Origin of the sequence: Myxococcus xanthus (assembly GCF_006402735.1) — a bacterium.
Lineage (GTDB): Bacteria > Myxococcota > Myxococcia > Myxococcales > Myxococcaceae > Myxococcus > Myxococcus xanthus_A.
Genome location: NZ_CP017174.1, coordinates 3,564,777 through 3,590,908 on the forward strand (window position 1 = coordinate 3,564,777; position 26,132 = coordinate 3,590,908).

Annotated in this window: 25 protein-coding genes and 5 tRNA genes; 29 read left to right on the forward strand and 1 reads right to left on the reverse strand. The window is 65.9% G+C overall.

The annotated features are described in order from the left end of the window. The first annotated feature begins 45 nt into the window (after positions 1-45). The 28 genes from cglB (at position 46) to BHS09_RS15205 (ending at position 24,708) form a co-directional block, all read left to right on the forward strand. On the forward strand, positions 46-1,296 hold the full coding sequence (cglB, locus tag BHS09_RS15070) for an adventurous gliding motility lipoprotein CglB (RefSeq protein WP_140798222.1): 1,251 nt from the start codon (positions 46-48) through the stop codon (positions 1,294-1,296). Positions 1,297-1,377: 81 nt separating this feature from the next. Beyond that, the gene (locus tag BHS09_RS15075) at positions 1,378-2,379 is read left to right on the forward strand and encodes an ATP-grasp domain-containing protein (RefSeq protein WP_140798223.1); all 1,002 of its coding nucleotides are present in this window, start codon (positions 1,378-1,380) and stop codon (positions 2,377-2,379) included. A 62-nt stretch (positions 2,380-2,441) separates the two neighbouring features. After that, entirely contained in the window at positions 2,442-2,891 is a 450-nt protein-coding gene (locus BHS09_RS15080) for a hypothetical protein (protein ID WP_140790777.1), read from the forward strand. A 6-nt stretch (positions 2,892-2,897) separates the two neighbouring features. Further along, a complete protein-coding gene (rlmB, locus tag BHS09_RS15085) occupies positions 2,898-3,743 on the forward strand; it encodes a 23S rRNA (guanosine(2251)-2'-O)-methyltransferase RlmB (RefSeq protein WP_140790778.1) in 846 nt (281 codons plus the stop codon). A 132-nt stretch (positions 3,744-3,875) separates the two neighbouring features. Further along, positions 3,876-3,948, forward strand: a tRNA-Thr gene (locus BHS09_RS15090). 59 nt (positions 3,949-4,007) lie between these two features. Next, positions 4,008-4,091 (forward strand) — tRNA-Tyr (locus BHS09_RS15095). Between the two features lie 10 nt (positions 4,092-4,101). After that, positions 4,102-4,177: transfer RNA gene (locus tag BHS09_RS15100), tRNA-Gly, on the forward strand. Between the two features lie 25 nt (positions 4,178-4,202). Then, positions 4,203-4,278, forward strand: a tRNA-Thr gene (locus BHS09_RS15105). Positions 4,279-4,297: 19 nt separating this feature from the next. Further along, positions 4,298-5,488 carry an elongation factor Tu gene (gene tuf, locus BHS09_RS15110; protein WP_140790779.1) on the forward strand — a complete coding sequence of 397 codons (1,191 nt, stop codon included), beginning with the start codon at positions 4,298-4,300 and terminating at the stop codon, positions 5,486-5,488. 99 nt (positions 5,489-5,587) lie between these two features. After that, positions 5,588-5,752 carry a 50S ribosomal protein L33 gene (rpmG, locus tag BHS09_RS15115; protein ID WP_011553120.1) on the forward strand — a complete coding sequence of 55 codons (165 nt, stop codon included), beginning with the start codon at positions 5,588-5,590 and terminating at the stop codon, positions 5,750-5,752. A gap of 23 nt (positions 5,753-5,775) precedes the next feature. Further along, positions 5,776-5,851, forward strand: a tRNA-Trp gene (locus tag BHS09_RS15120). Between the two features lie 100 nt (positions 5,852-5,951). Further along, the gene (gene secE, locus BHS09_RS15125) at positions 5,952-6,395 is read left to right on the forward strand and encodes a preprotein translocase subunit SecE (RefSeq protein ID WP_140790781.1); all 444 of its coding nucleotides are present in this window, start codon (positions 5,952-5,954) and stop codon (positions 6,393-6,395) included. Continuing rightward, on the forward strand, positions 6,395-6,937 hold the full coding sequence (gene nusG / locus BHS09_RS15130) for a transcription termination/antitermination protein NusG (RefSeq protein ID WP_090494984.1): 543 nt from the start codon (positions 6,395-6,397) through the stop codon (positions 6,935-6,937). Before secE ends, nusG begins: the two co-directional genes overlap by 1 nt. A 146-nt stretch (positions 6,938-7,083) precedes the next feature. Next, positions 7,084-7,530, forward strand: coding sequence for a 50S ribosomal protein L11 (rplK, locus tag BHS09_RS15135; protein WP_140790783.1), 447 nt, complete (start codon positions 7,084-7,086; stop codon positions 7,528-7,530). Between the two features lie 36 nt (positions 7,531-7,566). Further along, positions 7,567-8,280, forward strand: coding sequence for a 50S ribosomal protein L1 (gene rplA, locus BHS09_RS15140; RefSeq protein ID WP_140790785.1), 714 nt, complete (start codon positions 7,567-7,569; stop codon positions 8,278-8,280). 396 nt (positions 8,281-8,676) lie between these two features. Next, positions 8,677-9,198 carry a 50S ribosomal protein L10 gene (gene rplJ, locus BHS09_RS15145; RefSeq protein ID WP_140790787.1) on the forward strand — a complete coding sequence of 174 codons (522 nt, stop codon included), beginning with the start codon at positions 8,677-8,679 and terminating at the stop codon, positions 9,196-9,198. Between the two features lie 102 nt (positions 9,199-9,300). Further along, positions 9,301-9,669 (forward strand): 50S ribosomal protein L7/L12, encoded by a 369-nt coding sequence (rplL, locus tag BHS09_RS15150; RefSeq protein ID WP_011553126.1) that lies wholly within the window; start codon positions 9,301-9,303, stop codon positions 9,667-9,669. A 177-nt stretch (positions 9,670-9,846) separates the two neighbouring features. After that, complete coding sequence (rpoB, locus tag BHS09_RS15155) at positions 9,847-14,073, forward strand: DNA-directed RNA polymerase subunit beta (RefSeq protein WP_140790789.1); 4,227 nt, start codon at positions 9,847-9,849, stop codon at positions 14,071-14,073. A 135-nt stretch (positions 14,074-14,208) separates the two neighbouring features. Continuing rightward, on the forward strand, positions 14,209-18,420 hold the full coding sequence (gene rpoC / locus BHS09_RS15160) for a DNA-directed RNA polymerase subunit beta' (protein ID WP_140798224.1): 4,212 nt from the start codon (positions 14,209-14,211) through the stop codon (positions 18,418-18,420). 210 nt (positions 18,421-18,630) lie between these two features. Then, positions 18,631-19,158, forward strand: a complete 528-nt coding sequence (locus tag BHS09_RS15165) for a hypothetical protein (protein ID WP_140790792.1) — start codon at positions 18,631-18,633, stop codon at positions 19,156-19,158. A gap of 172 nt (positions 19,159-19,330) precedes the next feature. Beyond that, positions 19,331-19,681 (forward strand): phasin family protein, encoded by a 351-nt coding sequence (locus tag BHS09_RS15170; RefSeq protein ID WP_140790794.1) that lies wholly within the window; start codon positions 19,331-19,333, stop codon positions 19,679-19,681. Further along, positions 19,678-20,418: a lytic transglycosylase domain-containing protein gene (locus BHS09_RS15175; RefSeq protein WP_011553131.1), complete on the forward strand. Its 741-nt coding sequence runs from the start codon at positions 19,678-19,680 to the stop codon at positions 20,416-20,418. The genes BHS09_RS15170 and BHS09_RS15175 overlap by 4 nt, the downstream gene beginning before the upstream one ends. Positions 20,419-20,547: 129 nt before the next feature. Beyond that, complete coding sequence (locus tag BHS09_RS15180) at positions 20,548-21,237, forward strand: hypothetical protein (protein ID WP_418764019.1); 690 nt, start codon at positions 20,548-20,550, stop codon at positions 21,235-21,237. 32 nt (positions 21,238-21,269) lie between these two features. Beyond that, positions 21,270-21,737, forward strand: a complete 468-nt coding sequence (locus BHS09_RS15185; protein ID WP_140790797.1) for a social motility and stimulation tgl protein — start codon at positions 21,270-21,272, stop codon at positions 21,735-21,737. A 37-nt stretch (positions 21,738-21,774) separates the two neighbouring features. Then, on the forward strand, positions 21,775-22,536 hold the full coding sequence (tgl, locus tag BHS09_RS15190; protein WP_140790799.1) for a social motility TPR repeat lipoprotein Tgl: 762 nt from the start codon (positions 21,775-21,777) through the stop codon (positions 22,534-22,536). A gap of 22 nt (positions 22,537-22,558) precedes the next feature. Next, entirely contained in the window at positions 22,559-22,945 is a 387-nt protein-coding gene (locus BHS09_RS15195) for a helix-turn-helix domain-containing protein (protein ID WP_002640879.1), read from the forward strand. Positions 22,946-22,954: 9 nt separating this feature from the next. Beyond that, positions 22,955-23,689: a DNA repair protein RecO gene (recO, locus tag BHS09_RS15200; protein ID WP_140790800.1), complete on the forward strand. Its 735-nt coding sequence runs from the start codon at positions 22,955-22,957 to the stop codon at positions 23,687-23,689. Beyond that, complete coding sequence (locus tag BHS09_RS15205) at positions 23,686-24,708, forward strand: carbohydrate kinase family protein (protein WP_140798226.1); 1,023 nt, start codon at positions 23,686-23,688, stop codon at positions 24,706-24,708. Before recO ends, BHS09_RS15205 begins: the two co-directional genes overlap by 4 nt. 125 nt (positions 24,709-24,833) lie before the next feature. Here BHS09_RS15205 and BHS09_RS15210 read toward each other — a convergent pair whose 3' ends face one another. Next, positions 24,834-25,322, reverse strand: a complete 489-nt coding sequence (locus tag BHS09_RS15210) for a GyrI-like domain-containing protein (protein ID WP_140798227.1) — start codon at positions 25,320-25,322, stop codon at positions 24,834-24,836. 54 nt (positions 25,323-25,376) lie between these two features. Between BHS09_RS15210 and BHS09_RS15215 the strand changes: the two genes are divergently transcribed. Beyond that, on the forward strand, positions 25,377-26,105 hold the full coding sequence (locus BHS09_RS15215) for a MerR family transcriptional regulator (RefSeq protein WP_237080366.1): 729 nt from the start codon (positions 25,377-25,379) through the stop codon (positions 26,103-26,105). The last annotated feature ends 27 nt before the right edge of the window (positions 26,106-26,132 follow it).

A 26,132-nucleotide genomic window follows, 5' to 3' on the forward strand; every position in this document is an offset into this window, starting at 1 on the left:
GCGGGAAGTCCCGCGTCCCCCAGTAGCAGAAGGAATTCATTGCCTATGCGCTCCAAGCTGCCCCTCCTGAGTGCACTCTCCGTCGGTGCCTTCGTCCTGGCCTGTCAGACGTACGACTTCGAGCCGGTGGAGCCGCTGGCCATCGCGCAGACGACGAAGGAGGAGGTCATCAACGCCCGTCGGAGCAAGCCCAACATCATGTTGTTGGTGGATACCTCCGGGTCCATGACGTACCCGGTGAATCCGTCGCCTGCCTGCGACGTGGAGTTCCAAGGGAACATGGTTCCCTGTGGTGGCGAGGCGACGTGCAACGTCGATGTCTGCCCCACGCGTTGGACCGCGCTGCAGTCGGTTGTTCCGCAGTTCCTTGAGAACAGCGGTCGTTTCGTTCGTTTCGCGCTGACGACGTATCCCGAGACGCGAGGAGGACAGTCGATTCCGGATCTGTGTCGTGCCGCCACTGCTGGAGCCCTGCTCAAGACGCTGCCTGAGCAGGAAGACGACGATTCACTGCTGGTGCATGCCAATGAGATCAACACCCTGCTGCAGGGCATTCCCAATGGTGGAGCGGGCCGGCCTCTTGGCGGTACGCCGACAAGTGGAAGTCTGAACTTCGTGGGAGGGCTTGAGGGGCTCCAGGACACCAACCGGCAGAACTTCGTCATCCTCCTGACGGACGGTTTGCCGAACTGCAACGAGGGGAACCCCAACAGCGGTGCAAACACCGAGTTGTGCAAGTGCACCATCGAGAACAACCAGTGCCAGAGTGGCTACCTCCACCGTGGATGCCTGGACTCCGATGCCTCCGTGACTGCTGTGCGGGAACTTCGTGAGAAGGGCATTAAGACCATCGTCATTGGCTTCGGCGCGGAGACGGCGGTGGGGGATGGGCCGGCAGCGCTGGAAGCGATGGCGCGCGCTGGCGGCTTCGAGCGGACGTGCAATGCGGAGCGCCCATGTGGCGAGGGCGACACGTGCAACCCGACCACGGGTCTGTGCAACCGCTCCTTCTTCCAGGCCGGAAACCAGGCTGAGCTTGCGCGCGCGCTGGAGGACATCAGCCGGGCGGTCGTCCTCATTGAGCCTTGCCTGATTCCACTGGAAGGCCCCCAGCGCCCGACCGACCCCAAGCTGCTCGTGGTCTATGTGGAAGGCGAGCGGACCCCCTCGAGCGATAGTACGTGGACGCTGGAGGACCGCGGTGTGCTCTTCACGGGGCAGACCTGCGAGCGCATCCTCAACTCCACCCCGGAGTCGCCCGTGAAGATTGAAGTGCGGGCCATCCGTCAGCGCTAGTCCAGCGGTTCGCGGGGCGGCTTTACCCGGCGAGGGGCGGGGATTATAGGTCCCTCTCTCCCCGGAACGGCCGCCCCGCTCATGAAAGCCACGATCCTCTCGCGCTCCGCTTCCATCCCGTCCACTCGGCGACTTGTCGAGGTGGCGCGCGCAAGAGGGCACCGGGTGCGGGTCCTCAACCCACTCCGCGTGCAGATGCACCTCGATGGGCGCAGCGCCACGCTCTACTACGGCCGCAAGAAGCTGGCGCCCACGGACGTCGTCCTCCCTCGCATCGCCCAGTCCATCAGCAACTATGGCCTGGCCGTGGTGAATCAGTTCGGCCTGGCGCGGGTCTCGCTCGTCAACCACGCGCAGGCCATCGCGCAGTCGCGCAACAAGATGCGCTCGCTGCAACTGCTCTCGGCGCACGGCATCGATATTCCGTCGACGGTGATGGCGCGCGACGCGGCTCACCTCAAGGAGATGGTGGGCTTGCTGGGCGGCGTGCCCGTCCTCGTCAAACTGCTGCAGGGGCAGGAGAAGCACGGCGTCATGGTGTGCGAGAGCCTCCAGTCGCTGGAGGCCGCGCTCGAGGCAGTCCTCGGGCTGGGGCATAACCTGGTGATGCAGGAGTACGTGAAGAGCACGGGCATCGACGTCCGTGTGCTCGTCGTGGGTGGACAAGCTGTGGCCGCGGTTCGTCGCCGCCCGCGTCCGGGGCGCCTGGCGCACACCCTGATCAAGGGGGCTCGGCTGGAGGCGCACGAACTGTCACTGGCCCAGCGAGCCACCGCGGAAAAGGCCACCCGGCTCATCGGGCTCGAAGTGGCGGCGGTGGACCTGCTTGACGTGCAGGGCCAACCCAAGGTCTTCGAGGTGAATAGCTCCCCCGCGCTTCCTGAAATGGAGGCGGTGACGGGCGTCGACCTGGCCTCGCTCATCATCATCCGCGCGGAAGCGCTCGTGGCGGGGGCGCCGCCCGTGTCTGTGCCGGACTTGTCGCCTCCGTCGGCCCTGCCCGCGTCATCTGAGCCCGCTCAGCTCCCCGTGGACCGGAAGGGCACGGGCCGCCGCGCCAGGACCAGCGAAGGCGGCGCGTGAAGAGAAAGACGGCCCCCGCCGTCTCAAGCGTGATACGCACCCCTCGCTTCTAGGAGACGCCCATGCTTCATCGCCGACGCCTTTCCTCCCTCGCCGCTCTGCTGGCGGCAGTGACCTGCTCCGCGCCCGTACTGGCCGCGGATGTGGATCCGGCCTCGCTGTATGAGGTCTCCACCGAAGGGACCTCGAGCCAGGTCAAGGCGGGGGAGAAGGGGACCTTTGTCCTCGCCATCAAGACGAAGGCGGGTGCCCATGTCTCCGACGAGGCACCGTTGAAGCTTGAGGTGAAGGGGAGTCAGCTGACCCCGGCCAAGGAGAAGCTGGTCCTGGCGGACTCCGTGGCGAAGAAGGCCGAGGGGCAGGCCTTCGCGGACCCCCGCTTCGAGGTCCCCTTCACGACGGCCGCCGCGGGCAAAGGCTCCGTGGACGCGAAGCTCGTCTTCTTCATCTGCACGGAGAAGCTCTGCGCACGTCAGCAGAAGACCTTCTCCCTTCCTGTCGAGGTCCTCTGAGTCCCCATGCGTGAGCGTTCTTCCAAGGGCGGCCGCGGTGAGCGCGGGAGCGAAGAATCCCCCCAGCGCGCCAGCCGGGGCGAGCGGGGAGGCGGCGAAGCCTCCCGTTTTGTCTACGGGGTGAATCCAGTCCTGGCGGCTCTTCGGGCCCGGCCGGACGAGGTGGAGCGCTTGTTCCTGGTGGAGGGGCAGCTCGGCGCCCGAGCGGCGGGAGAGCTACTCAGCCGGGCTCGCGAGTTCGGCATTCGCGTGGAGAAGGTGACGCGCGAGCGCCTGGGTGCGCTGGCGGAGGGCGGCGTTCACCAGGGCGTGGTGGTGGAGCTTCGAGGCTTCAAGTACGCGGAGCTGGAGGACCTTCTGGAGGCCGCGAAGGCCCAGGGACAGCCTCCGCTGGTGGTCGTGCTGGACGGAATCCAGGACCCGCACAACCTGGGAGCCATCATCCGCTCCGCGGATGCACTGGGGGCTCATGGCGTGGTGATTGCCAAGGACCGGGCGGTGCAGGTGACGGGCACCGTGGCCAAGGCGTCCGCCGGGGCCGTGGAGCACAGCCGCATCGCGCGGGTGGTGAACATCTCCCGGGCCCTGGAGGAACTGAAGGAAGCCGGCCTGTGGGTCGCCGCGGCGGACGTCGACGCCAAGGAGCCCATGTGGAGTGCCCGGTTGGATGGGCCGTTGGCGCTCGTCGTGGGGGCCGAGGGGGCAGGCGTCCGGGACGGAGTGCTCAAGCACTGCGACTTCCGCCTCCGGATTCCGATGGCGGGTCAGGTCGGTTCATTGAATGCGTCCGTTTCGGCCGGCATTCTGCTATACGAGGTCGCCCGCCAGCGGGGCACCGTCTCCGGCCGGTAGTTGAAGTTTGGGATCAATCTCCTTGACTTGGGCGAACGGGAATTCTAGAAGGGCGCCCCTCTCAGGGCGGTGACGGGTGGTTGACGGAGTCGCTGGGGCGGGGTAGGGCGGCAGTCGCAGTACCGGATGAGTGCCGGTGTAGCTCAGCTGGTAGAGCAACTGATTTGTAATCAGTAGGTCGCGGGTTCAAATCCCGCCGCCGGCCAGGTAGGACGGGGCCGCGGATGAGGGCCCGGGATGTGGTAGTAGGACAAGTGAATATCTGGAGGGATACCCAAGCGGCCAAAGGGAGCAGACTGTAAATCTGCCGGCTCTACGCCTTCGATGGTTCGAATCCATCTCCCTCCACTCGGCAATTGCGGGAATAGCTCAGTTGGTAGAGCGTCAGCCTTCCAAGCTGAATGTCGTGGGTTCGAATCCCATTTCCCGCTCCAAATGTTGTAGTCACAGCATCGCCAAGCCCTGATAGCTCAGTTGGCAGAGCGCATCCTTGGTAAGGATGAGGTCACCAGTTCAATCCTGGTTCAGGGCTCCATTTATTTTTGAGGAGTGTCATGGCCAAGGAGAAGTTCGAGCGTAACAAGCCCCACGTGAACATCGGCACGATCGGACACGTGGACCACGGCAAGACGTCGCTGACGGCCGCCATCACCAAGGTGCTGGCGAAGACGGGCGGCGCCACGTTTCTGGCGTACGATCTGATTGACAAGGCGCCGGAGGAGCGTGAGCGCGGTATCACGATCTCCACCTCGCACGTGGAATATCAGACGGCGAGCCGGCACTATGCCCACGTCGACTGTCCGGGCCACGCCGACTACGTGAAGAACATGATCACGGGCGCGGCGCAGATGGACGGCGCCATCCTGGTGGTGTCGGCGGCGGACGGCCCGATGCCGCAGACCCGTGAGCACATCCTGCTGGCGCGCCAGGTCGGTGTTCCGTACATCGTGGTCTTCCTGAACAAGGTGGACATGCTGGACGACCCCGAGCTGCGCGAGCTCGTGGAGATGGAAGTCCGCGACCTGCTGAAGAAGTACGAGTTCCCTGGCGACGACATCCCCATCGTCCCGGGCTCGGCGCTCAAGGCGCTCGAGGGTGACACCAGCGACATCGGCGAGCCGGCCATCCTGAAGCTGATGGAGGCGGTGGACAGCTACATTCCGACGCCGCAGCGCGCGACGGACAAGCCCTTCCTGATGCCGGTGGAGGACGTGTTCTCCATCTCCGGCCGCGGCACGGTGGCCACGGGCCGCGTCGAGCGCGGTATCATCAAGGTCGGCGAGGAAGTGGAAGTCGTCGGTCTGCGGCCGACGCAGAAGACGGTTGTCACGGGCGTGGAGATGTTCCGCAAGCTGCTGGACATGGGCATGGCGGGCGACAACATCGGCGCGCTGGTGCGCGGACTGAAGCGCGAGGACATGGAGCGCGGTCAGGTGCTGGCCAAGCCGGGCAGCATCACCCCGCACACCAAGTTCAAGGCGCAGATCTACGTGCTCTCGAAGGAAGAGGGTGGTCGTCACACCCCGTTCTTCAAGGGGTACCGGCCGCAGTTCTACTTCCGCACCACGGACGTGACGGGCACGGTGAAGCTGCCGGAGAACGTCGAAATGGTGATGCCGGGCGACAACATTGCCATCGAGGTGGACCTCATCACCCCTGTGGCCATGGAGAAGGAGCTGCGCTTCGCTGTTCGCGAGGGTGGCCGCACCGTGGGCGCTGGCGTCGTGGCGGAAGTCATCGAGTAATGCCGGGTCGGCCGCAAGGCCGCCGGGCTCACTGTCCCGATTCCGAGGGGAGGGCTGCGTTGTGGTAGCCTTCCCTTCTCGTATCTGGTGAGGTAGGTCATGCCGAAGGGCAATCGTTCCATCATTTCGCTCGAGTGCACTGTGTGCAAGGAGCGGAACTACACGACCACGAAGAACAAGCGGAAGAGCCAGGACAAGCTTGAGCTGAGCAAGTTCTGTCCTCGTTGCCGCAAGCACCAGGACCACAAGGAAGGTAAGGTCTAGGTCGGTAGTTCAGGGAAGGTTCTAGGCCAGTAGCTCCAACGGTAGAGCAGCGGTCTCCAAATCCGCGTGTTGGGGGTTCGAATCCCTCCTGGCCTGCCAACTCTCAGTAGTCGCGGGGCCCCCGGTACCTGGAGGTGCCGGGGGTTCCTGTGTTTTCGCAGTTCCGCGAATTCGCATCCGCAGTACCTCGTGAGGCACCATGGCGACGGCATCAGAGGCCAGCCAGCAGGCTAACCGCTCGGCGATGGATCCGAAGCGGCTCGTGGTCATCTTCTATCTTCTCGTCGGCATCGTCCTGGCCCTCTTCCTGGAGCGCCTGCTCGGGTTGCTGTGGGCGAGGTTCAGCTGGAGCGACCCGGTCCTCATCGAGGGCTTGGACTGGAAGGTCTCCACCCTGGTGAGCTACGTGCTGTCCGTGGGATTGGCCGTGGGCGCGTACTTCCACCCGCGCACCCATGCGCTGTCCATCGACGTCGCTTCGGAGTTGATGAAGGTCACCTGGCCCACCTGGTCGGAGACCAAGGCGTCGACCATGGCCGTGGTCGTGGCGTCCCTGGTGGCCGCCGTCATCCTCTTCTGCATCGATACCGCCGCCTACAACCTGATGGTGGAGTGGCTGCCGGCCGTGTGGGGGAAGCTGTAATGGCGATGAAATGGTACGTGGTCCACACCTACTCGAACTTCGAGAACCAGGCGAAGAAGAGCCTGGAAGAGAAGGTTCGTCTGGAGGGCCTTCAGGACCAGTTCGGTGAAATCCTGATTCCGATGGAACAGGTCGTCGAAATGGTGAAGGGTGAGAAGAAGACCTCTCGCCGCAAGTTCTTCCCCGGCTACATCTTCGTGCAGATGGAGCTGAACGACCGGACGCTCCACCTGGTGAAGAACACGCCGAAGATCACCGGCTTTCCGGGAACGGCGCAGCACCAGAACCCGCTGCCCATCTCCGACCAGGAGGTTGCGCGGCTGACGTCCCAGATCTCCGAAGGCACGCTCAAGCCGAAGCCCAAGGTGCAGTTCGACGACGGCGACACGGTGCGCGTCATCGACGGTCCGTTCGCCAACTTCAACGGCACCGTGGAAGAGGTCAACGCCGAGAAGGGCAGGGTGAAGGTGCTGGTCAGCATCTTCGGCCGCGCCACCCCGGTGGAGCTCGACTTCATGCAGGTGGAGAAGACCACCGGCTAGCAGTTGATGCCACGCCGTGCACCCCTGTATGGAGTGCGCGGCGTTCGCATTTCTGGTCCCCGTATCGGGGCCGGACTCATGGGTGGGAGGGCTTCCCCGTCTGGTAGCCCGCTCGCACCACCCACTCGAAAGGCAGTTGTCGTTCGATGAAGAAGATCACAGGTCAGGTCAAGCTGCAGATTCCCGCCGGTAAGGCGAACCCCGCTCCGCCGATCGGCCCCGCGCTCGGTCAGCAGGGCGTGAACATCATGGAGTTCTGCAAGCAGTTCAACGCGAAGACCCAGGCGGAAGCCAAGGAAGGTCTCATCATCCCGGTGGTCATCACCGTGTATGCGGACCGCTCCTTCACCTTCATCCTGAAGACCCCGCCCGCCGCCGTCCTCATCAAGAAGGCCGCGGGTCTCCACACGGAGAAGAAGAAGGGTTCGGGCGCGAAGAAGCCGGGCAAGGAGAAGGTCGGGCAGATCACCCGCGCTCAGCTCGAGGAAATCGCGAAGAAGAAGATCCAGGACACCACCGCCGCGTCGCTCGAGGCCTGCATGAACACCATTGCTGGCACCGCACGCTCCATGGGCATCGACGTCGTCGGCTAGGCCGCCGCGCACCCACTCACGACAAGGATTTCTGTCATGGCTAAGACTGGGAAGAAGTTCCGTGCGGCCGCCGCTCTGGTTGACCGCGATAAGCGCTACGCCATCGGCGAGGGCTTTCAGCTCCTGAAGAAGACGGTGGAGGCTCGCTCCACCAAGTACGACCAGACGGTCGACGTCTCCATCAACCTGGGCGTGGACCCGAAGCACGCGGACCAGATGGTCCGTGGCGCCGTGGTGCTCCCGCACGGCACCGGCGCCACCGTGCGCGTGGCCGTGTTCGCCAAGGGCGAGAAGGCCACCGACGCGACCAACGCCGGCGCGGACGTGGTCGGCGCCGAGGACCTCCAGAAGCGTATCGAGGAGGGCTTCCTCGACTTCGACACCGTCATCGCCACCCCGGACATGATGGGTGTCGTCGGTCGCCTCGGTAAGGTGCTCGGTCCCCGTGGCCTGATGCCGAACCCGAAGGTCGGCACGGTGACCATGGACGTCGCGAAGGCCATTCGTGACGCCAAGGGTGGTAAGGTCGACTTCCGCGCCGAGAAGGCCGGTATCGTCCACGCGAAGCTGGGCAAGTCCTCCTTCGAGGTGGAGAAGCTCGAGGCCAACTTCAACGCCCTGGTGGACCTGGTGATGAAGCTGAAGCCGGCCGCCGCGAAGGGTGTGTACCTCCAGGGGATCGCCATCTCGTCCTCCATGGGCCCGGGCATCAAGCTCGACACCACGGAGATCAAGGTGCGCCACGGCTAATCGCCGCCCGGACGCACGGACAGGGGGGCGCAGCCCTGGCTTTGGGTCAGGGTTGTCACCTGTCTGACGTCACAGGTTCGAAAGTTCTGGATCTTTGCTGAAGCCGGGGGTATAGGCCCCCGGCTTTTGCAATTGGGGCGCCACGTCGTGAGGCGCGGCGTCCCGACACCTGGTTCATGACAGCAGGGACCTGGGTGGAGAGGGTGCATGTTCCGTTGGCAGCCGGGCAACCGGCCGGACGGCACCTTCGACCCCTGGTTCAAACGACCGCAAGGTCAGCCCTGCCGAGACTGGAGGTGCGGTGTGGTGCCTCTCGAGGCTCCTCTCGCTCTGCCACTTTGGCCCAGGCATCACGCCCGTCCTGAAAAGGCGGGCCCAGTAAGGAGGTGAGTCAAAGTGCTGAAGAGCGAGAAGGAAGAGATGATCAAGGAGCTCCACGAGAAGTTCTCGAGGACGACCTCCGCCGTCGTCGCCGAGTTCACCAAGGTGGACGTGGAGACGGTGACCAAGCTCCGCAAGAAGTTCCGCGAGGGCAACGTCGAGTACAAGGTCATCAAGAACACGCTGGCGCGCCGTGCCGCGCAGGGCACGTCCGTGTCGGTCATCGCTGATGACTTCACGGGCCCCGTGGCCCTGTGCATCAGCTACGGCGACGTGGTGGCTCCCGCGAAGATCCTGGTCGAGTTCACGAAGGACATCGAGGACAAGATCAAGATCCGCACCGCCGTCGTCGAAGGCCGCAAGGTCGACGTCGCTGGCGTGAAGGCCCTGGCGAAGCTGCCGGGTCTGCCCGAGCTTCGCGCGCAGCTGCTGGGCGTCATCAGCCAGCCCGCGAGCAAGCTGGTTCGGACCATCGCGGCTCCGGGTTCGCAGCTCGCCCGAGTCGTCCAGGCCAACGCGGACAAGGCGCAGGGCTGAGAAGCCCTCATCTGTTCGAGAAGTTTTTCTACCGCAACCTCTCCGGCCGGAACTCTCCAAAGGGGAGTTGGCCGTTAGTCGAAACCAGAAGGACACATTTCAATGGCTGACCTGAACGCGATTGTTGACCAGCTCTCCTCTCTGACCGTCCTCGAGGCGGCCGAGCTCGTGAAGCAGCTCGAGAGCAAGTGGGGCGTTTCCGCCGCCGCCGTGGCCGTTGCCGCGGGCCCGGCCGCCGCCGCCGCTCCTGTCGAGGAGAAGACGGAGTTCACGGTGGTGCTGGCCAACGCCGGCGCCAACAAGATCAACGTCATCAAGGAGATCCGCGCGATCACCGGCCTGGGCCTGAAGGAGGCCAAGGACCTGGTCGAGGGCGCTCCGAAGAACGTCAAGGAAGGCGTCAACAAGGACGACGCCAAGAAGATCAAGGACCAGCTCACCGCGGCTGGTGCGACCGTCGACATCAAGTAGTTTCTACAGGGACTGTCCGGTTTTCCGGGAAATTTCGGGCAGCCTCCTGACCGGATGTGCAGGCCGGCGCTCCCTGAGTGGGGGCGCCGGCTTTGCCCATTTGACCGTTGCAAATTTCCCGGCGCCGCCGCGCGTTACTGAAGTTTGCCCGCCCGAGCAGTCGTCCCCGGAGCCAGAATGCCGACGCAGATCCAGAACAATTTCCGCGTGCGGAAGACCTTCGCGAAGATCGCGAAGATCATCGACATTCCCAATCTTATCAACATCCAGAAGCAGTCCTACGAGAAGTTCCTCCAGGCGGACATTGCCGCCGACAAGCGCGAGGACCTCGGTCTTCAGGGCGTCTTCAAGTCGGTGTTCCCCATCCGCGACTTCAACGAGACCTCCTCGCTGGAGTTCGTGAGCTACCACCTGGAGCGCCCGAAGTACGACGTGGATGAGTGCCACCAGCGTGGCATGACGTATTCGGCGCCCATCAAGGTCGTCGTGCGCCTGGTCGTGTGGGACAAGGACGAGGAGACCGGCGCCCAGTCCATCCGCGACGTGAAGGAGCAGGAGGTCTACTTCGGCGAAATCCCGCTGATGACCCAGAACGGCACCTTCATCATCAACGGTACCGAGCGCGTCGTCGTCAGCCAACTGCACCGCAGCCCGGGCGCCTTCTTCGACCACGACAAGGGCAAGAGCCACTCGTCTGGCAAGCTGCTCTACAACGCCCGCATCATTCCCTACCGCGGTTCGTGGATCGACTTCGAGTTCGACCACAAGGACCTGCTGTACGTTCGCATTGACCGCCGCCGCAAGCTGCCGGCCACGGTGCTCATCCGCGCGCTCGGCGCCGTCCCGGACACCGCGAAGAAGAACCCGCTGGAGTTCAAGGGCTCCACCGAGGAAATCCTCAACTACTACTACGCGACGGAGACGATCTACCTCCACAGCGCGGAGGAGTTCGAGAAGAGCGTCGAACTCGAACTGCTGCCCGGTCAGCGCGCGACCCGCGACATCAAGACCAAGACGGGCGAGCTGATCGTCAAGAAGAACCGCAAGTTCACCCGCGCCGCCATCAAGAAGCTCGAAGCGGCGAAGATGAAGACGCTCCCGATCGATGCGGACGAGCTCTTCACCAAGGTGTCCGCCTACGACGTGGTCGAAGAGACCAACGGCGTGGTGCTCCTCGAGTGCAACGAGGAAGTCACCCAGGAGAAGGTCGACGAGCTCCTCAAGCACGGCATCAAGGAGTTCAAGGTCCTCTTCATCGACAACCTCAACGTGGGCCCGTACCTGCGTGAGACGTTGATGCTGGACAAGCTCGAGACCCCCGAGCAGTCCATCATGGAGATCTACCGCCGCCTGCGCCCTGGCGATCCGCCGACGCCGGAGACGGCCATCAACCTGTTCACCAACCTGTTCTTCAACCCGGAGCGCTACGACCTCTCCAAGGTCGGCCGCCTCAAGCTGAACTTCAAGTTCGGCCTCGAGGAGCCGCTCGACGGGCAGATCCTCACCAAGCGGGACATCCTCGAGGTGATCCGCTACCTGATCGATCTGAAGAACGGCAAGGGGACCATCGACGACATCGACCACCTGGGCAACCGCCGCGTCCGCGCGGTGGGCGAGCTGCTGGAGAACCAGTACCGCATCGGCCTGGTGCGCATGGAGCGGGCGATCAAGGAGCGCATGAGCCTCCAGGAGATCGAGACGCTCATGCCGCACGATCTCATCAACGCCAAGCCTGTCACGGCGGTCATCAAGGAGTTCTTCGGGTCCAGCCAGCTGTCGCAGTTCATGGACCAGACGAACCCCCTGTCCGAGGTCACGCACAAGCGGCGCCTTTCGGCGCTCGGGCCCGGCGGCCTCACCCGTGAGCGCGCCGGCTTCGAGGTGCGCGACGTGCACCCGACGCACTACGGCCGCATCTGCCCCATCGAGACGCCGGAAGGTCCGAACATCGGCCTCATCGCGTCGCTGTCCACCTACGCGCGCGTCAACGAGTTCGGCTTCGTGGAGACGCCGTACCGCAAGGTCGAGGCGGGCGTGGTGACGAACGACGTGGCCTTCTACTCCGCCCTTGAGGAGGAGAAGCACACGATCGCCCAGGCGAACGCGGAGACGGACAAGAAGGGCAAGTTCGCCAACGCACTGGTGTCCAGCCGCCGGGGTGGTGAGTTCGTCCAGGCGCGCGCCGAGGACGTCGACCTGATGGACGTGTCCCCGAAGCAGCTGGTGTCGGTGGCCGCGTCGCTCATCCCGTTCCTGGAGAACGACGACGCCAACCGCGCGCTCATGGGCTCGAACATGCAGCGCCAGGCCGTTCCGCTGCTGCGCACCGCGGCGCCGCTGGTGGGCACGGGCATCGAGGCCATTGTCGCCCGCGACTCCGGCGTCACCTGCGTGGCCCGGCGCGACGGCATCGTGGAGAGCGTGGACGCCGGCCGCATCGTGGTGAAGGCGGACGTGCCGGCCTCGCTGAGCGATGTCACGAGCGAGGTCGACATCTACAACCTGCTCAAGTACCAGCGCTCCAACCAGAACACCTGCCTCAACCAGAAGCCCATCATCAGCAAGGGCGACCGGGTGACGAAGGGTGACGTCATCGCCGACGGTCCGGCGACGGAAACGGGCGAGCTGGCGCTGGGGCAGAACGTGGTCGTCGCGTTCATGCCGTGGCAGGGCTACAACTTCGAGGACTCCATCCTCATCAGCGAGCGCATCCTCAAGGACGACGTCTTCACGTCGATCCACATCGAGGAGTTCGAGTGCATCGCGCGCGACACCAAGCTGGGCAAGGAGGAGATCACCCGCGACATCCCGAACGTGGGTGAGGAGGCCCTCAAGGACCTCGACGAGAGCGGCATCATCCGCATCGGCGCCGAGGTGAAGCCCGGCGACGTGCTGGTGGGCAAGATCACCCCGAAGGGCGAAACGCAGCTGTCTCCCGAAGAGAAGCTGCTGCGCGCCATCTTCGGCGAGAAGGCCGGCGACGTGCGTGACAGCTCGCTGCGCGTCCCGCCGGGCGTGGTGGGCACCGTCATCAACGCCAAGGTGTTCAGCCGCAAGGGCGTGGAGAAGGACGAGCGCGCCAAGCAGATCGAGTCCATGGAGGAGGCGAAGCTCCTCAAGGACCAGAACGACGAGATCAAGGTCCTCCAGGACAGCGCGTTCGGCCGCATCCGCGGCCTGGTGCGCACCAAGGAGGTCCAGGGCAAGCTCGTGGACGACAAGGGGAAGATCCTCCTGAAGAAGGGGGACATCCTCGACGACGAGCTGCTGTCCACGGTGCCCTACAAGTACTGGGGTGAGATCTCCGTCGGCGACCCGCTGGACTCCCGCCTGCGCGACATCCTCCGCAACCTGGAGGAGACGAAGGAGGCCGTGAAGCTGGCCTTCGGCGAGAAGATCGCCCGCATCAAGAAGGGCGACGAGCTGCCGCCGGGCGTCATCAAGATGGTGAAGGTGTACGTCGCCATCAAGCGCAAGCTGGCCGTGGGCGACAAGATGGCCGGCCGCCACGGAAACAAGGGCGTCGTGTCCCGCATCCTCCCCGAGGAGGACATGCCGTACCTGGAGGACGGGCGTCCGGTGGACATCGTCCTCAACCCGCTGGGCGTGCCCTCGCGCATGAACATCGGGCAGATCCTCGAGACGCACCTGGGCTGGGCCGCCAAGGGCACCGGCGAAGCGCTGCAGCGCTACGTCGAGTCCAACTGGAGCTCGGACGCCATCAAGGAGCGCCTCAAGGTCATCTACAGCGACCCGGCGTTCGGCGAGTTCCTCGACAAGCTCGACGACGAGGAGATCAAGCAGCTGTGCCGCCGCTCCAAGCGGGGCATCCACGTCGCCACGCCCGTCTTCGACGGCGCGCAGGAGACGGAGATCCACGCCTTGCTGGACGAGGGTCAGCTGCCCCGCACGGGCCAGATGGTGCTCTTCGACGGGCGCACCGGTGAGCCGTTCGACCAGAACGTCACCGTGGGCGTCATGTACATGCTGAAGCTGCACCACCTGGTGGACGAGAAGATCCACGCCCGCTCCATCGGGCCCTACTCGCTCGTCACGCAGCAGCCCCTGGGCGGCAAGGCGCAGTTCGGCGGTCAGCGTCTGGGCGAGATGGAAGTCTGGGCGATGGAGGCCTACGGCGCGGCGTACACGCTGCAGGAGTTCCTCACCGTCAAGTCGGACGACGTGGTGGGCCGCACGCGCATGTACGAGGCCATCGTCAAGGGCGACAACGTCCTGGAGAGCGGCCTGCCCGAGTCGTTCAACGTGCTCCTCAAGGAACTCCAGTCGCTCGCGCTCGACGTGGAGTTGCTGGAGAGCGCCCCGCCGGAGCGGCAGCGCAGCTTCGGAGGCGACTTCCTCGGCGGTGGTGACGGCGAGGAGCGCAAGACGGGAACCGAGGCCTGATTGCACGGAGCGCCCGCCTGACCGGCCGCCCGCCGTCCCGAAAGGGGCGGGCGCGGCCGGAACGGGGCGGGGGCCCGAATCAGCTGGCGGCCCCCCTTGGAAGAGGGGGGCGCCCAACGAGATTTCGGAGGCAACGTGAAGGACATTTTCAACTTCTTCGAGAAGCCGAAGGACCCGCTGTCGTTCAACGCCATCCGCATTGCGCTGGCGTCGCCCGACAAGATTCGCCAGTGGTCCCATGGCGAGGTGAAGAAGCCGGAGACGATCAACTACCGCACGTTCAAGCCGGAGCGGGATGGGCTCTTCTGCGCCCGCATCTTCGGACCGGTGAAGGACTACGAGTGCAACTGCGGCAAGTACAAGCGCATGAAGCACCGCGGCGTGGTGTGCGAGAAGTGCGGCGTGGAGGTCATCCAGTCCAAGGTGCGCCGTGAGCGCCTGGGCCACATCACCCTGGCCACGCCGGTGGCCCACATCTGGTTCCTCAAGTCGCTGCCGAGCCGCATCGGCAACCTGCTCGACATCACGCTGAAGGAGCTGGAGAAGGTCCTCTACTGCGAGAGCTACATCGTCCTCGATCCGAAGGCGACGCCGCTGCAGAAGGGCGAGCTCATCAGCGAGGACAAGATGCACCGGCTCTACCAGGAGCACGGTGAGGACTCCTTCACCACGGGCATGGGCGGCGAGGCCGTCCGCGAGATGCTCAAGTCGCTGGACGTGGAGAAGCTGTCCGAAGAGCTGCGCAAGGACATGCGTGAGACCACCAGCGAGGCGAAGCGGAAGAAGTACGCCAAGCGCCTGAAGGTGGCCGAGGCGTTCCGCGTTTCCGGCAACAAGCCGGAGTGGATGATGCTGGACGTGATTCCGGTGATTCCGCCGGACCTGCGTCCGCTCGTTCCCCTGGACGGTGGCCGCTTCGCGACCTCCGACCTGAACGACCTGTACCGCCGCGTCATCAACCGCAACAACCGTCTGAAGCGCCTCCAGGAGCTGAACGCTCCGGACATCATCATCCGCAACGAGAAGCGGATGCTGCAGGAGGCCGTGGACGCGCTGTTCGACAACGGCCGTCGCGGCAAGACGATCACGGGCCCCAACAAGCGCCCGCTGAAGTCGCTGTCCGACATGCTCAAGGGCAAGCAGGGCCGGTTCCGCCAGAACCTGCTCGGCAAGCGCGTGGACTACTCGGGCCGCTCCGTCATCGTGGTGGGCCCCGAGCTGCGCCTGCACCAGTGCGGTCTGCCGAAGATCATGGCGCTCGAACTCTTCAAGCCGTTCATCTACAACAAGCTCGAAGAGAAGGGTTACGTCACCACCATCAAGTCCGCGAAGAAGATGGTGGAGAAGGAGCGTCCCGAGGTCTGGGACATCCTCGAGGACGTCATCCGCGAGCACCCGGTGCTCCTCAACCGCGCCCCCACGCTGCACCGTCTGGGCATGCAGGCCTTCGAGCCCGTGCTGATTGAAGGCAAGGCCATCCAGCTGCACCCGCTGGTGTGCGCCGCCTTCAACGCCGACTTCGACGGCGACCAGATGGCCGTGCACGTGCCGCTCTCCATCGAGGCTCAGATGGAGGCCCGCGTGCTGATGATGTCGACGAACAACATCCTCAGCCCCGCGAACGGCAAGCCCATCATCGTCCCGACGCAGGACATGGTGCTCGGCATCTACTACATGACCCGCGCCCGCGAATTCGCCAACGGCGAGGGCCGCGTGTTCGCCTCGCCGGACGAGGTGCGTGCCGCGTACGACCACGGCGAAGTGCACCTCCAGGCGAAGGTCGTCTGCCGCATCGACGGCAAGCGCAAGGAGACCACCGTCGGCCGCGTCCTCCTGTGGGAGGTCGTCCCGCGCGCGGTGGGCTTCGACGCCATCAACAAGGTGCTCGACAAGAAGTCGCTCGGCGGCCTCATCGACCTCTGCTACCGCCTCACGGGTGAGAAGGAGACGGTGCTCCTCGCGGACCGCGTGCGCAGCCTCGGCTACTACAACGCCACCCGCGCCGGTATCTCCATCGCGCTCAAGGACATGATCATCCCTGCGAAGAAGCAGGAGTTCCTGGACTTCGCGCGCAAGGAAGTGTCGGAGATCGAGAACCAGTACCTCGAGGGCCTCATCACCGACGGCGAGCGCTACAACAAGGTCATCGATATCTGGGCGGAGATCACCGAGAAGGTCGCCCAGGAGATGATGCAGCAGATCTCCCAGGAGGAGACGTCCGGGGACCGCGACGGCAAGCGCGAGACGCGCAAGCAGCCGTCCTTCAACCCCATCTACATCATGGCCGACTCGGGCGCGCGTGGTAGCGCTCAGCAGATCCGTCAGCTGGCGGGTATGCGTGGCCTGATGGCGAAGCCCTCCGGCGAAATCATCGAGACGCCCATCACGGCCAACTTCCGTGAAGGCCTCTCCGTGCTGCAGTACTTCATCTCCACGCACGGCGCTCGTAAGGGTCTGGCGGACACGGCGCTCAAGACGGCCAACTCCGGTTACCTCACCCGCCGTCTCGTGGACGTGGCGCAGGACGCCATCATCAACGAGTACGACTGCGGCACCATGGACGGCCTGTTCATCGGCGCCCTGGTGGAGGGCGGCGAGATCATCGAGCCGCTCGGCGAGCGCATCCTGGGCCGCGTGGCCCTGGACGACATCCTCGACCCCGTGACGGGCGAGGTGCTGGTGCGCGCCAACGAGGAGATCGACGAGGACCGCGTCCGCCGCATCGAGAACAGCGGCATGGACAAGGTGAAGATCCGCTCGGTGCTCACCTGCCAGGCCAAGCGCGGCATCTGCGTGGAGTGCTACGGCCGTGACCTGGCCCGCGGCCGCAAGGTGTCCGTGGGTGAGGCGGTCGGCGTCATCGCGGCGCAGTCCATCGGTGAGCCGGGTACCCAGCTCACGATGCGCACCTTCCACATCGGTGGTGCGGCGACGCGGCGCGCGGAGCAGTCCAGCCTGGAGAACCGCTACGCGGGTAGCGTGAAGTTCGCGGGCCTCACCACCGTGCAGAAGACGGACGGCACGCTGGTGGCCATGAACCGCAACGGCGAAATCGTCGTCGTGGACGACTCGGGCCGCGAGCGCGAGCGTTACCAGGTCATCTACGGTGCCCGCATCCTCGTGAAGGAAGGCCAGCGCATCGAGCCGGGCGTCCTCATGGCGGAGTGGGACCCGTTCGCGATTCCGCTGCTGACCGAGGTCGGCGGTGTCGTGCGCTACGAGGACATCATCGAAGGCGTGACGATGTCCGAGGCGCTGGACGAGGTGACCGGTCTGTCGCGTAAGACGGTCATCGAGTCCAAGGACCCGGAGGCGCGTCCGCGCGTCACCATCCGCGACGCCAACGGCAACGTGAAGGACCTGCCCAGCTCCCGCAACCCGGCGAGCTACTTCCTGCCGCAGGGCTCCATCATCACCGTCAACGACGGCGATGAGATCCACCCGGGCGAGGTCATCGCCAAGGTGCCGCGCGAGACGACGAAGACCAAGGACATCACGGGCGGTCTGCCTCGCGTGGCCGAGCTCTTCGAGGCGCGCAAGCCGAAGGACGCGGCGGCGATCGCGGAGATCGACGGCGTGGTGTCGTTCGGCAAGGACACCAAGGGCAAGCGCAAGCTCATCATCACCCCCGAGGTGAACGGTGAGCAGCGCACGGACCTGGCCAAGGAGTACCTGATCTCCAAGGGCAAGAACATCAGCGTCCACTCCGGCGACCGCGTGAAGGCCGGCGAGGCGATGATGGACGGCTCGGCGAACCCGCACGACATCCTCAAGGTGCTCGGAGAGAAGGAACTCGCGCGCTACCTGGTGGACGAAGTGCAGGAGGTCTACCGACTGCAGGGCGTGAAGATCAACGACAAGCACATCGAGACCATCGTGCGGCAGATGCTCCGCCGCGTGCGCGTCACCGATGTGGGTGACACCAACTTCCTGGTCGACGAGCAGGTCGAGAAGTGGGTGTTCGAGGAGGAGAACGAAAAGGTCATGTCGGAAGGCAAGCGTCCCGCCGTTGGCGAGCCGCTGCTGCTCGGCATCACCAAGGCCTCGCTCTCCACCGAGTCCTTCATCTCCGCGTCGTCCTTCCAGGAGACCACCAAGGTGCTCACCGAGGCCGCCATCAACGGCAAGGTGGACTACCTGCGCGGCCTCAAGGAGAACGTCATCATGGGCCGGCTCATCCCCGCCGGCACGGGTCTGCCGAACTACAAGCACCTGGACATCGCGGTGGAGAGCCCCACCGACGAGGTCAACGAGATGGAGGCCGCCCTGGCCGCCACTCACGGCGACACCGGCCCCCTGGGCGAGCCTTCCCGCCCGGTAGGCGCGCAGACGACCGGCGCGGCCTAATCCGCGCCCCAGCCGTCCTCAAAGCGTTCGCTGAGAGACAACCGCCGCTCCCAGAGCTTTCTCTGGGGCGGCGGTTTTCCTTTGTTTATGGCTAATCGCGTTATGGGCTCGTCGTTGGCTTGACGCTTATGGCGCGCTGCGTTAGCTGTTGAACGTTGAAGTGACGCACCTGGTTACCGCCCGGCGAAAGCCGGGATAGGGGAGGACGGTATGGCCACGACGAAGACCGAGACCGAGGCGACGCAGAACGAAGTTCAGAGCTCCGAGGCCGCTGCAAAGAGCGGACTGGCGCAGAACGTGGAGAGCTTTCTGAAGGCCCAGCTTTCCCAGGCGCAGAAGCGCATCGAGGAACTGGAAGGCGAAGCGGGCAAGGTGGTGAAGACCTTGGAGTCCCGTGGGCAGGAGGCCGCCAAGGAGGCCCAGGCGCTGTGGACGAAGTTCCAGGCCGGTGAGCTGCTGACAGACCCCCGCGTGCAGGAGCTGAGCAAGCGCGCCAACGAGGCCAGCACCGAGCTGGGCCGGCGCGTGGACGCCGCGGGCACCGAGCTGCGCAAGCGCTTTGACGGTATCCAGACGCGCGTCGTCGAGGCCGTGGGCGTGGCCAGCCAGGCGCAGCTGAAGGACCTCAACAAGGAGCTGGCGAAGCTGTCCCGCAAGGTGGACTCGCTCCTGAAGCCGGTCCGCCGGGTGAACGGCGCGAAGCCCGCGAGCAGCCCCTCGTCCTCGCCGCGCGCCTGAAGTCCCGTCGAATCCCGACAGATAGTGCGACCTCTCCCCTTCTCGGAGTACGAAAGAGAAGGGGGAGGCACATCGCCGTCGTTCCCTTCACATCGGGGGTGTGCTTATTTCGGCCGTTCCCCGACCGGGTCGGGCCTGAACGTCTGGCCCGTACACCTCCCGGAGAGACCCCATGGACAACAAGCCCGAGGCCCCCCGAGAGAAGCACCCTGTGACGGAGACGTTCGAGCGTCTCTGGAGCCAGGCCCTGCTGGCGGTGAATACGGCCGAGGAAGAAGCCTCGCGGGCCGTGCAGCGCGTGGCCGCGGTGGCGGGTTGGAGCCAGGACGAGGTGAAGCGCCAGGCCCGGGAGTTCAGTGAGCGGCTGGTGGGCCACCGCAAGGACCTGGAGCACAACGTGGAAGAGCGGGTGCGCCAGGCCCTGACGAAGATGAAGCTGCCCCGCCGCGAGGAGCTGTCGGCGTTTGGAACCCGGCTGGACAAGCTGGCCGAGCGCATCCAGGCCCTGGAGCACCGGAAGTGAAAGCTCCCGCCCCCTCGGGCGGGAGGTCTTTCGGTACGCGGCTCTTCGAACGTCTCCACGCCTTCAGCTCGGGTTGTTCCCGGCTCCCGCTGCTCGCGGGGGCCGCGCTCGTCGTGTCCGCGCGGCTGGTGCCGTTGCTGGAAGAGCGGCCGGTGCAGCCCGTCGTCCCGGGCGTCGTGGCGGCGGAGGTCATCTCCCCCGAGGCGTCGCTCATCGACGCGGTGCTGGCGCGCCGGGCCCCGGACCTGGGCCTGACGCTGCGCCGGCAGCTCATCCAGGCCATCGCCGAGGAGGCTGGGCGGCTCGCGTATGATCCGCTGCTGATCCTGGCCATCATCGACGTGGAGTCGGACTTCACGGAAGATGCAGTGTCCGTGAAGGGCGCGCGCGGGTTGATGCAGATCAAACCCAGCACGCTGCACTTCCTGGCGGAGAAGGAAGGCCTGCGCCTGTCCCGCGAGGAAGTGACTGCGGACACCGCGCTTTGCGTGCGGCTGGGCATCCGTTACCTGCGCTCGCTGCAGGAGCGCTTCGGTGGGGACCTGGACCTGGCCCTGATGGCCTACAACGCCGGCCCCACCCGCATCCGCAACGCCATCAAGCAGGGCGAACTGGAGCGCTTCCGGCGCTATCCGCGCGCCGTCCGCCGGGACTTCCGGCGCTTCCGTGAGGGCCACGGGCTGGGCGGTGACTGGGCCCTGGCGCAGCGCGAGGTGCCTCCCGAGCCGATGCCCTGAGTGGGTGGGGTGAATCTCCGGGCAGTTGGGACGCTCCAACGGGGTGTACGCGCGCCTTGTTCCGTCCCGCCGGGTGCGCTAAGCGTTCCAAGTGCCCGGGACTGTTGGAGATTCTCAGGAGTGACCCGCATGAAGAACCCCCTGTTCCCCAGCGCCGCGCTTGCCGCCGCCCTGACCCTGGCCCCTTTCGGGGTGCACGCCGGCTCCGTCTTCCTCAACGGCGTCAAGATTGACGGCGTCACCAACCAGAAGTTCGAGAAGGCCACCGTCCGCATCGACGAGGCCGGCAACGTGCACATCGACGCGCCTGGCTACGCGGCCCGCGTGACGGCGGTGACGCCTCCAGCGCCCTCGGCCCAGGCTCCGACGCCCGGTGCCGCCGCTCCAGGGACGGCCGCCCCCGTCGCGAAGGCGCCTCCCGCGGCGCAGCAGGCGCCTGGCACACCGACGGCCCCCGGGCGCCTCACCCAGCGCTACTGGCTGGTGACGGAGCAGACGGTGCCGGGGATGACGGGGTACGACATCGACGTGTTCATCAACTCCACGTGGCTGCGCAAGCTGCGCGGCAACGAGGACCAGGTGGTGGTGGACATCACCCGCAACCTGCAGCCGGGGGCGAACAAGGTGACGTTCATCGCCCGGAAGGGGAATGCCGGGGACGCGCGCAGCAGTTCGCCTGCCCACGTGTTTCGGGTCATCATTGGCGAGGGGAACGAGGGCGGCGGGAACGTGATGATCGACAATCCCATCCTCCGCTTCCAGAAGACGGCGGCGGACACGCAGGATGCGACGCAGGAGTTCACCCTCACCACGCGCTGACTGGTGCGGGGCTTCGGGTAACGGAGACAACCGTGTTCAACCTCGACGAGCGCTACCGCGGGCTGCCCGCCACGCGGGAACAAATCCTGGCGCTGCATACCTCCCTCAACACGCCGCACGTGGCCATTCCGGGCAAGCAGGCAGGTCCGGCGCAGGCCTTCGTCGTGGGCCTCCGGGGAGGGCAGGGGACCGCGGCTGTCTTCGTGTACCTGTATCTTGCGGAGGCCGCGGACTGCGCGGTGTACCTGTCCGGCCGGCGCAACGTGTCAGCGGATGAGTACCGCGACGACGAGGGGGACGCGCTGGCCTTCGTGGAGTCGCTCGGGTTCATGATGGACGACGCCAACTGGCGCGCGATGGCCCCCGAGCAGCAGGACGAGCAGCTCAAGACGTTGCCGGTGTTCTTCAAGGACCCGACGCTCGTGCCCGCCGTGGTGGCGCGCGCCGAGGAGAAGAAGAACGTCACCACCACCCTGGGCCGCTTCCTGGCCGCCTTCTGAGTCACCGCCCCCTCACCCTCGTCGAGAGCCGCTCCCCATGTTCCGCCTTTCCACCGCGTCCTGTTCGCTCGCGCTGCTGCTGGTGTCCTCCGGTTGCTCCCACACGCCCACGGAGAAGGAGAAGCGGAGCGCCGAGATTCACTACGACCTGGCGTTGCAGGCCCAGCAGGCCGGCGAGCTCCAGGAGGCGCTGCGCGAGCTGCAGCTGTCGCTGAAGAACGACCCGGACTACCCCGATGCGAACAACGCCATGGGCATCCTGCTGCACCTGGCGTTCCGCCGTCCCGACGAGGCCGTCAAGCACTACACCAAGGCGCTGGAGGTTCGCCCCGACTTCTCCGAGGCGCGCACCAACCTCGCCAACGTGCACCTGGACCAGGGCCGCTACGACGACGCCATCAAACTCTATGAGTTGGTCCTCAACGACATGCTCTACCCGACGCCCTTCATCGCCCAGGGAAACCTGGGGTGGGCGTACTACAAGAAGGGCGAGCCGGAGCGCGCGGTGGAGAGCATCAAGGCCGCGGTGACGACCAACCCCAACTTCTGTTTGGGCTACAAGAACCTGGGTCTCATCTACGACGAGACGGGGCGCACCTCCGAGGCGTGCCGCCAGTTCACGCACTACCGCGAGAATTGCCCGGACGTGGCGGAAGCGTACATGCGTGAGGGCGTCTGCCAGGCGAAGCTGGGGCAGGTCGATGCGGCGAAGGCAGCCTTCGCCACCTGTGAGACCAAGGCGAAAGCTGGTGAACAGGTGCTGAAGGACGACTGCCGGAGGCTGCTGGAAAAGCTCTAGCGCGTTGGGTATCTGGGGACCCGTGGACCACGTCGATTTCGGCAAATACCTGAGCCAGCAGCGAGAACTCCGAGGGCTCTCGCGTGACGACGTCGCGCGGGAGACCAAGATTCCTCCCACACTCATCACCGCGCTCGAGGCCGGTCAGGTGGAACGGCTGCCCTCGCGCATCTTCGTGGTGAACTACATCCGCGCGTACGCGCAGGTCATCGGCATGTCTCCGGAAGAGGCCGTGCTGCGCTACGAGGAGGTGGACAAGTCCGTCCCGGCGCCATCTCCCGTGCAGTTGGAGCAGGAGCGGCGCAAGCGGGCCTACGTGGGGCTGTCCGTGCTGCTGGCGGCCCTGCTCCTGGGCGTGTACCTGTTCCTGGTGCTGAGCGGAAAGCTTCCCAGTCCGCTCGCGCGTTGAAGCATCTCCATGGAGCGATACGACGACGACGCGCTCGTGCTGTCCTCGGTGGACTATGGCGAGTCCGACCGGCTCGTCACCTTGCTGACGCGCGAGCATGGGAAGCTGACGGCCTTCGCTGCGGGCGCACGCAAGAGCAAGCGGCGCTTCGCCGGCGCGCTGGAGCCGTTCATGCGGCTTCGCGTGCACATCGTCGAGACGCGCGGCAGCACGGTGCGGCTGGACGGCACGGACATCGTCGCGGGCTTCTATGCGGCGCGCGAGGACCTGTCCCTGATTGCCCGGGCCCTGTACGCGGTGGAGCTGTGCCGCGAGCTGACGCGGGACCATGAGCCGCAGCCGGAGCTGTTCGCCCTGCTGGAGTCGTACCTGACGCGACTGGATGCGAAGGAGGCCGGGCCCACGTCGCTCTTGGCTTTCGAGCTGTCCGCGCTGGCGCACGCGGGGTTGATGCCTCGGTTTGATTCGTGCTCGCTGTGTGGCGGCGCTCCAGGCGAGCGTCCTCGTTTCGACCAGGCCCATGGCGGCGCGGTGTGTGAGCCGTGTGGAGCCCGTGCGCGAGAGTCCGTGGCGGTGCCGCTGGCGCTGCTGTCGGGCCTGCGCGCGCTCCAGGAAGGGGCGCGCACGCCGCTGCCGCCGGACCTGCGCGCGCGTGCTCGCGGCCTGCTCAATGTCTTCATTGCCCATCACCTGGGTCGCCGCCTCAAGAGCGTGGACTTCATGGCCCAGGTGGGCCTGGATTGACGAAGTTCGGAAGCGAGGGGCTCATGCCGCCGCTGGATGTCGTGTGCTTTGGCGAGACGTTGGTTGACTTCCTCCCGGCGGCTCCAGGGCACCGCGTGCGTGACGTACCCGCGTGGCATCCGTGCCCCGGTGGCTCGCCGGCGAATGTCGCGGTGGGGCTGGCCCGGTTGGGGCTGCGTCCGGCCATGCTGGGCGTGGTGGGCGCGGATGAGTTCGGGCACTTCCTTCGCGAGCGATTGGCGGCGGAAGGCGTGGACGTGAGTCACCTGCGCCAGACGGCGGAGGCCCGCACCGGGCTGGTGTTCATCTCCCTGGATGGGAAGGGCGAGCGCAGCTTCACCTTCTTCCGGACACGCTCCGCTGAGTTCCTGCTGGGACAGGCGGATGTCGACGCGGCGTTCCTGTCGGGGGCGAAGGCAGTGCACTGTGGCTCCAACTCGCTCCAGTGGCCGGAGGCGCAGGAGGCCGCGGTGCGGATGCTGGGGCTGGCGCGCGACGCGGGGCTCATCGTGAGCTGTGACCCCAACTTGCGGCTGCATGCGTGGGAGGACACGTCTCTCCTGAAGGGCCTGCTGGCGCGGATGCTCCCGCTGTGCACCGTGGTGAAGCTCTCCGAGGAGGAGATTGGCTTCGTCACGGGGACGGAGGTGCCCCACGAAGCGCTGACGCGACTGGCCGCGATGGGCGTTCCGCTGCCCGTGGTGACGCTGGGCGAGCGTGGCGCGCTGCTGCTGTGGAAGGGGGAGCGCATCCACGTCGAGGCGCCGCAGACGCGCGTCGTCGACACCACCGGTGCTGGCGATGGTTTCGTCGCGGGCCTGTTGCAGGGGTTGGTGCGCTGGTACGGCGGCGCTGAGGGGCTGCGCGATGCGACAGGTGAGGAGTTGGTGGCGCTGGCCACGTTCGCGTGTGAGGTCGGGGCCCGTGTCGTGGAGAAGCTCGGTGCGGTGGATGGGCTTCCCCGGGCGGAAGTGCTGGCTCAGGTCATGCCGTCGCGTCCGGACAGTTCTCGCGCGTAGCGCCGTGACGGTGGTGTCGTCGCGTCCGACGAACAATCGTCTGTTGTCATGCACACGGTTTGACGCGGGCACTTGCTCGGTGCCCGCGCCCGCGCTCCTCGTTGGCGGTGCCTGGGAGAAGTCGCTCAGGGCGTCAGGGGCGTGAGCAGTTCGTAATCGAAGCGCTGGTACGGCGGCGTCACGGGCTGTCGACGCTGGTCGTATCGCTCCAGCACGTAGGCGGCAGGGTCTGAGCGCCTGCTTTCCGCCCGAAGCCAAGTCGCCAGCCGACCGTAGGCCGCGTTGATGGCGTCCGCCGTGCCCTGCACCGGCGTCATGGCGTAGTCGCGCGCGGGAATCGTCAGGGCCTTCAGGCCTTCTGGGACCGCGTCGAGGCCTCGGACCTCGGTGGTGACCCAGTACTGGTAGACGGGGTCATCGCCCGGTTGCTCGTGGTCGCTGCCCGGCACGCAGCCATGGAACACGTCGCGGTCGACCACTCCGGACAGCCCATCCATGCGAGAGAGGAGCTCCAGCCACGCCAGCGGGACGCGGTGGCTCAGTTCGCTGCGCCGGCCGACCACCTTGATGCCCACCAGCTTGATTTCACCTCGGGAGACGATGGAAACGTTCATGGTTTCCGAACCCTCCACCTTGAAGCTGGTTCAACCTCAAGGGAAAGCCGCCGGATGCTGACGATTTCCCAGTTCGCGGACCGCTGTGGCCTGGCACCGAGCGCGCTGCGCTTCTATGAGCGCAAGGGCCTGCTGCTGCCCTCCGCACGGCGTGCGAATGGCTACCGCGCCTATTCTCCCGGGCAGGTCGGCGAAGCACGCTTCATCAGCAGCCTGCGCGCCGCGGGCATCTCCCTCTCCGCCATCCGTGAGTTCCTCCGAAAGGACGCACGGACGCGCGAGACGATGCTCACGTCGTGGAGGCAGGACCTGTCCGCGCGGCTGCTCTCGCTCCAACTGGCTGACCAGTACCTCCGGGGGCTCGGCGCGTCGTCGGGGCCGCGGGTCCATCTGGAGCACTGGGCCGAGCCGTCCGTGCTCGCGTGGTTCCCCGTCACTGCTCCGCCCGGGCCCCCGGCGTTCCGCGCCGCGGTGCCGGGGTGGAAGAAGGAACTCGAGCGCCGCGGCATCCCCGTGCTGACGAGTGGTTACGTCCGCACGCTCGACGTGGTGGACGGGCAGCTCCTGGGCGAGGTGGGCTTCCGCATCAAACCCCGCAGGCGGCTGCCTCCCGGGAGCCGGCGGCAGGAGATGACGCCGACCCTGTTCGCGACGCTGGAGTGCGCCGTTCGCGATGACCAGCCGCGCACCGTGTGTTCCGCTTCCTGGCCGAGTTGGGATTCCGTCCCGATGGGCTTCACCTGGAGCGCTACCTGCCCGGTGTCGCCGACCGGTACCTCCTGATGCTGGGTGTACAGCGCCTGCGTCCCG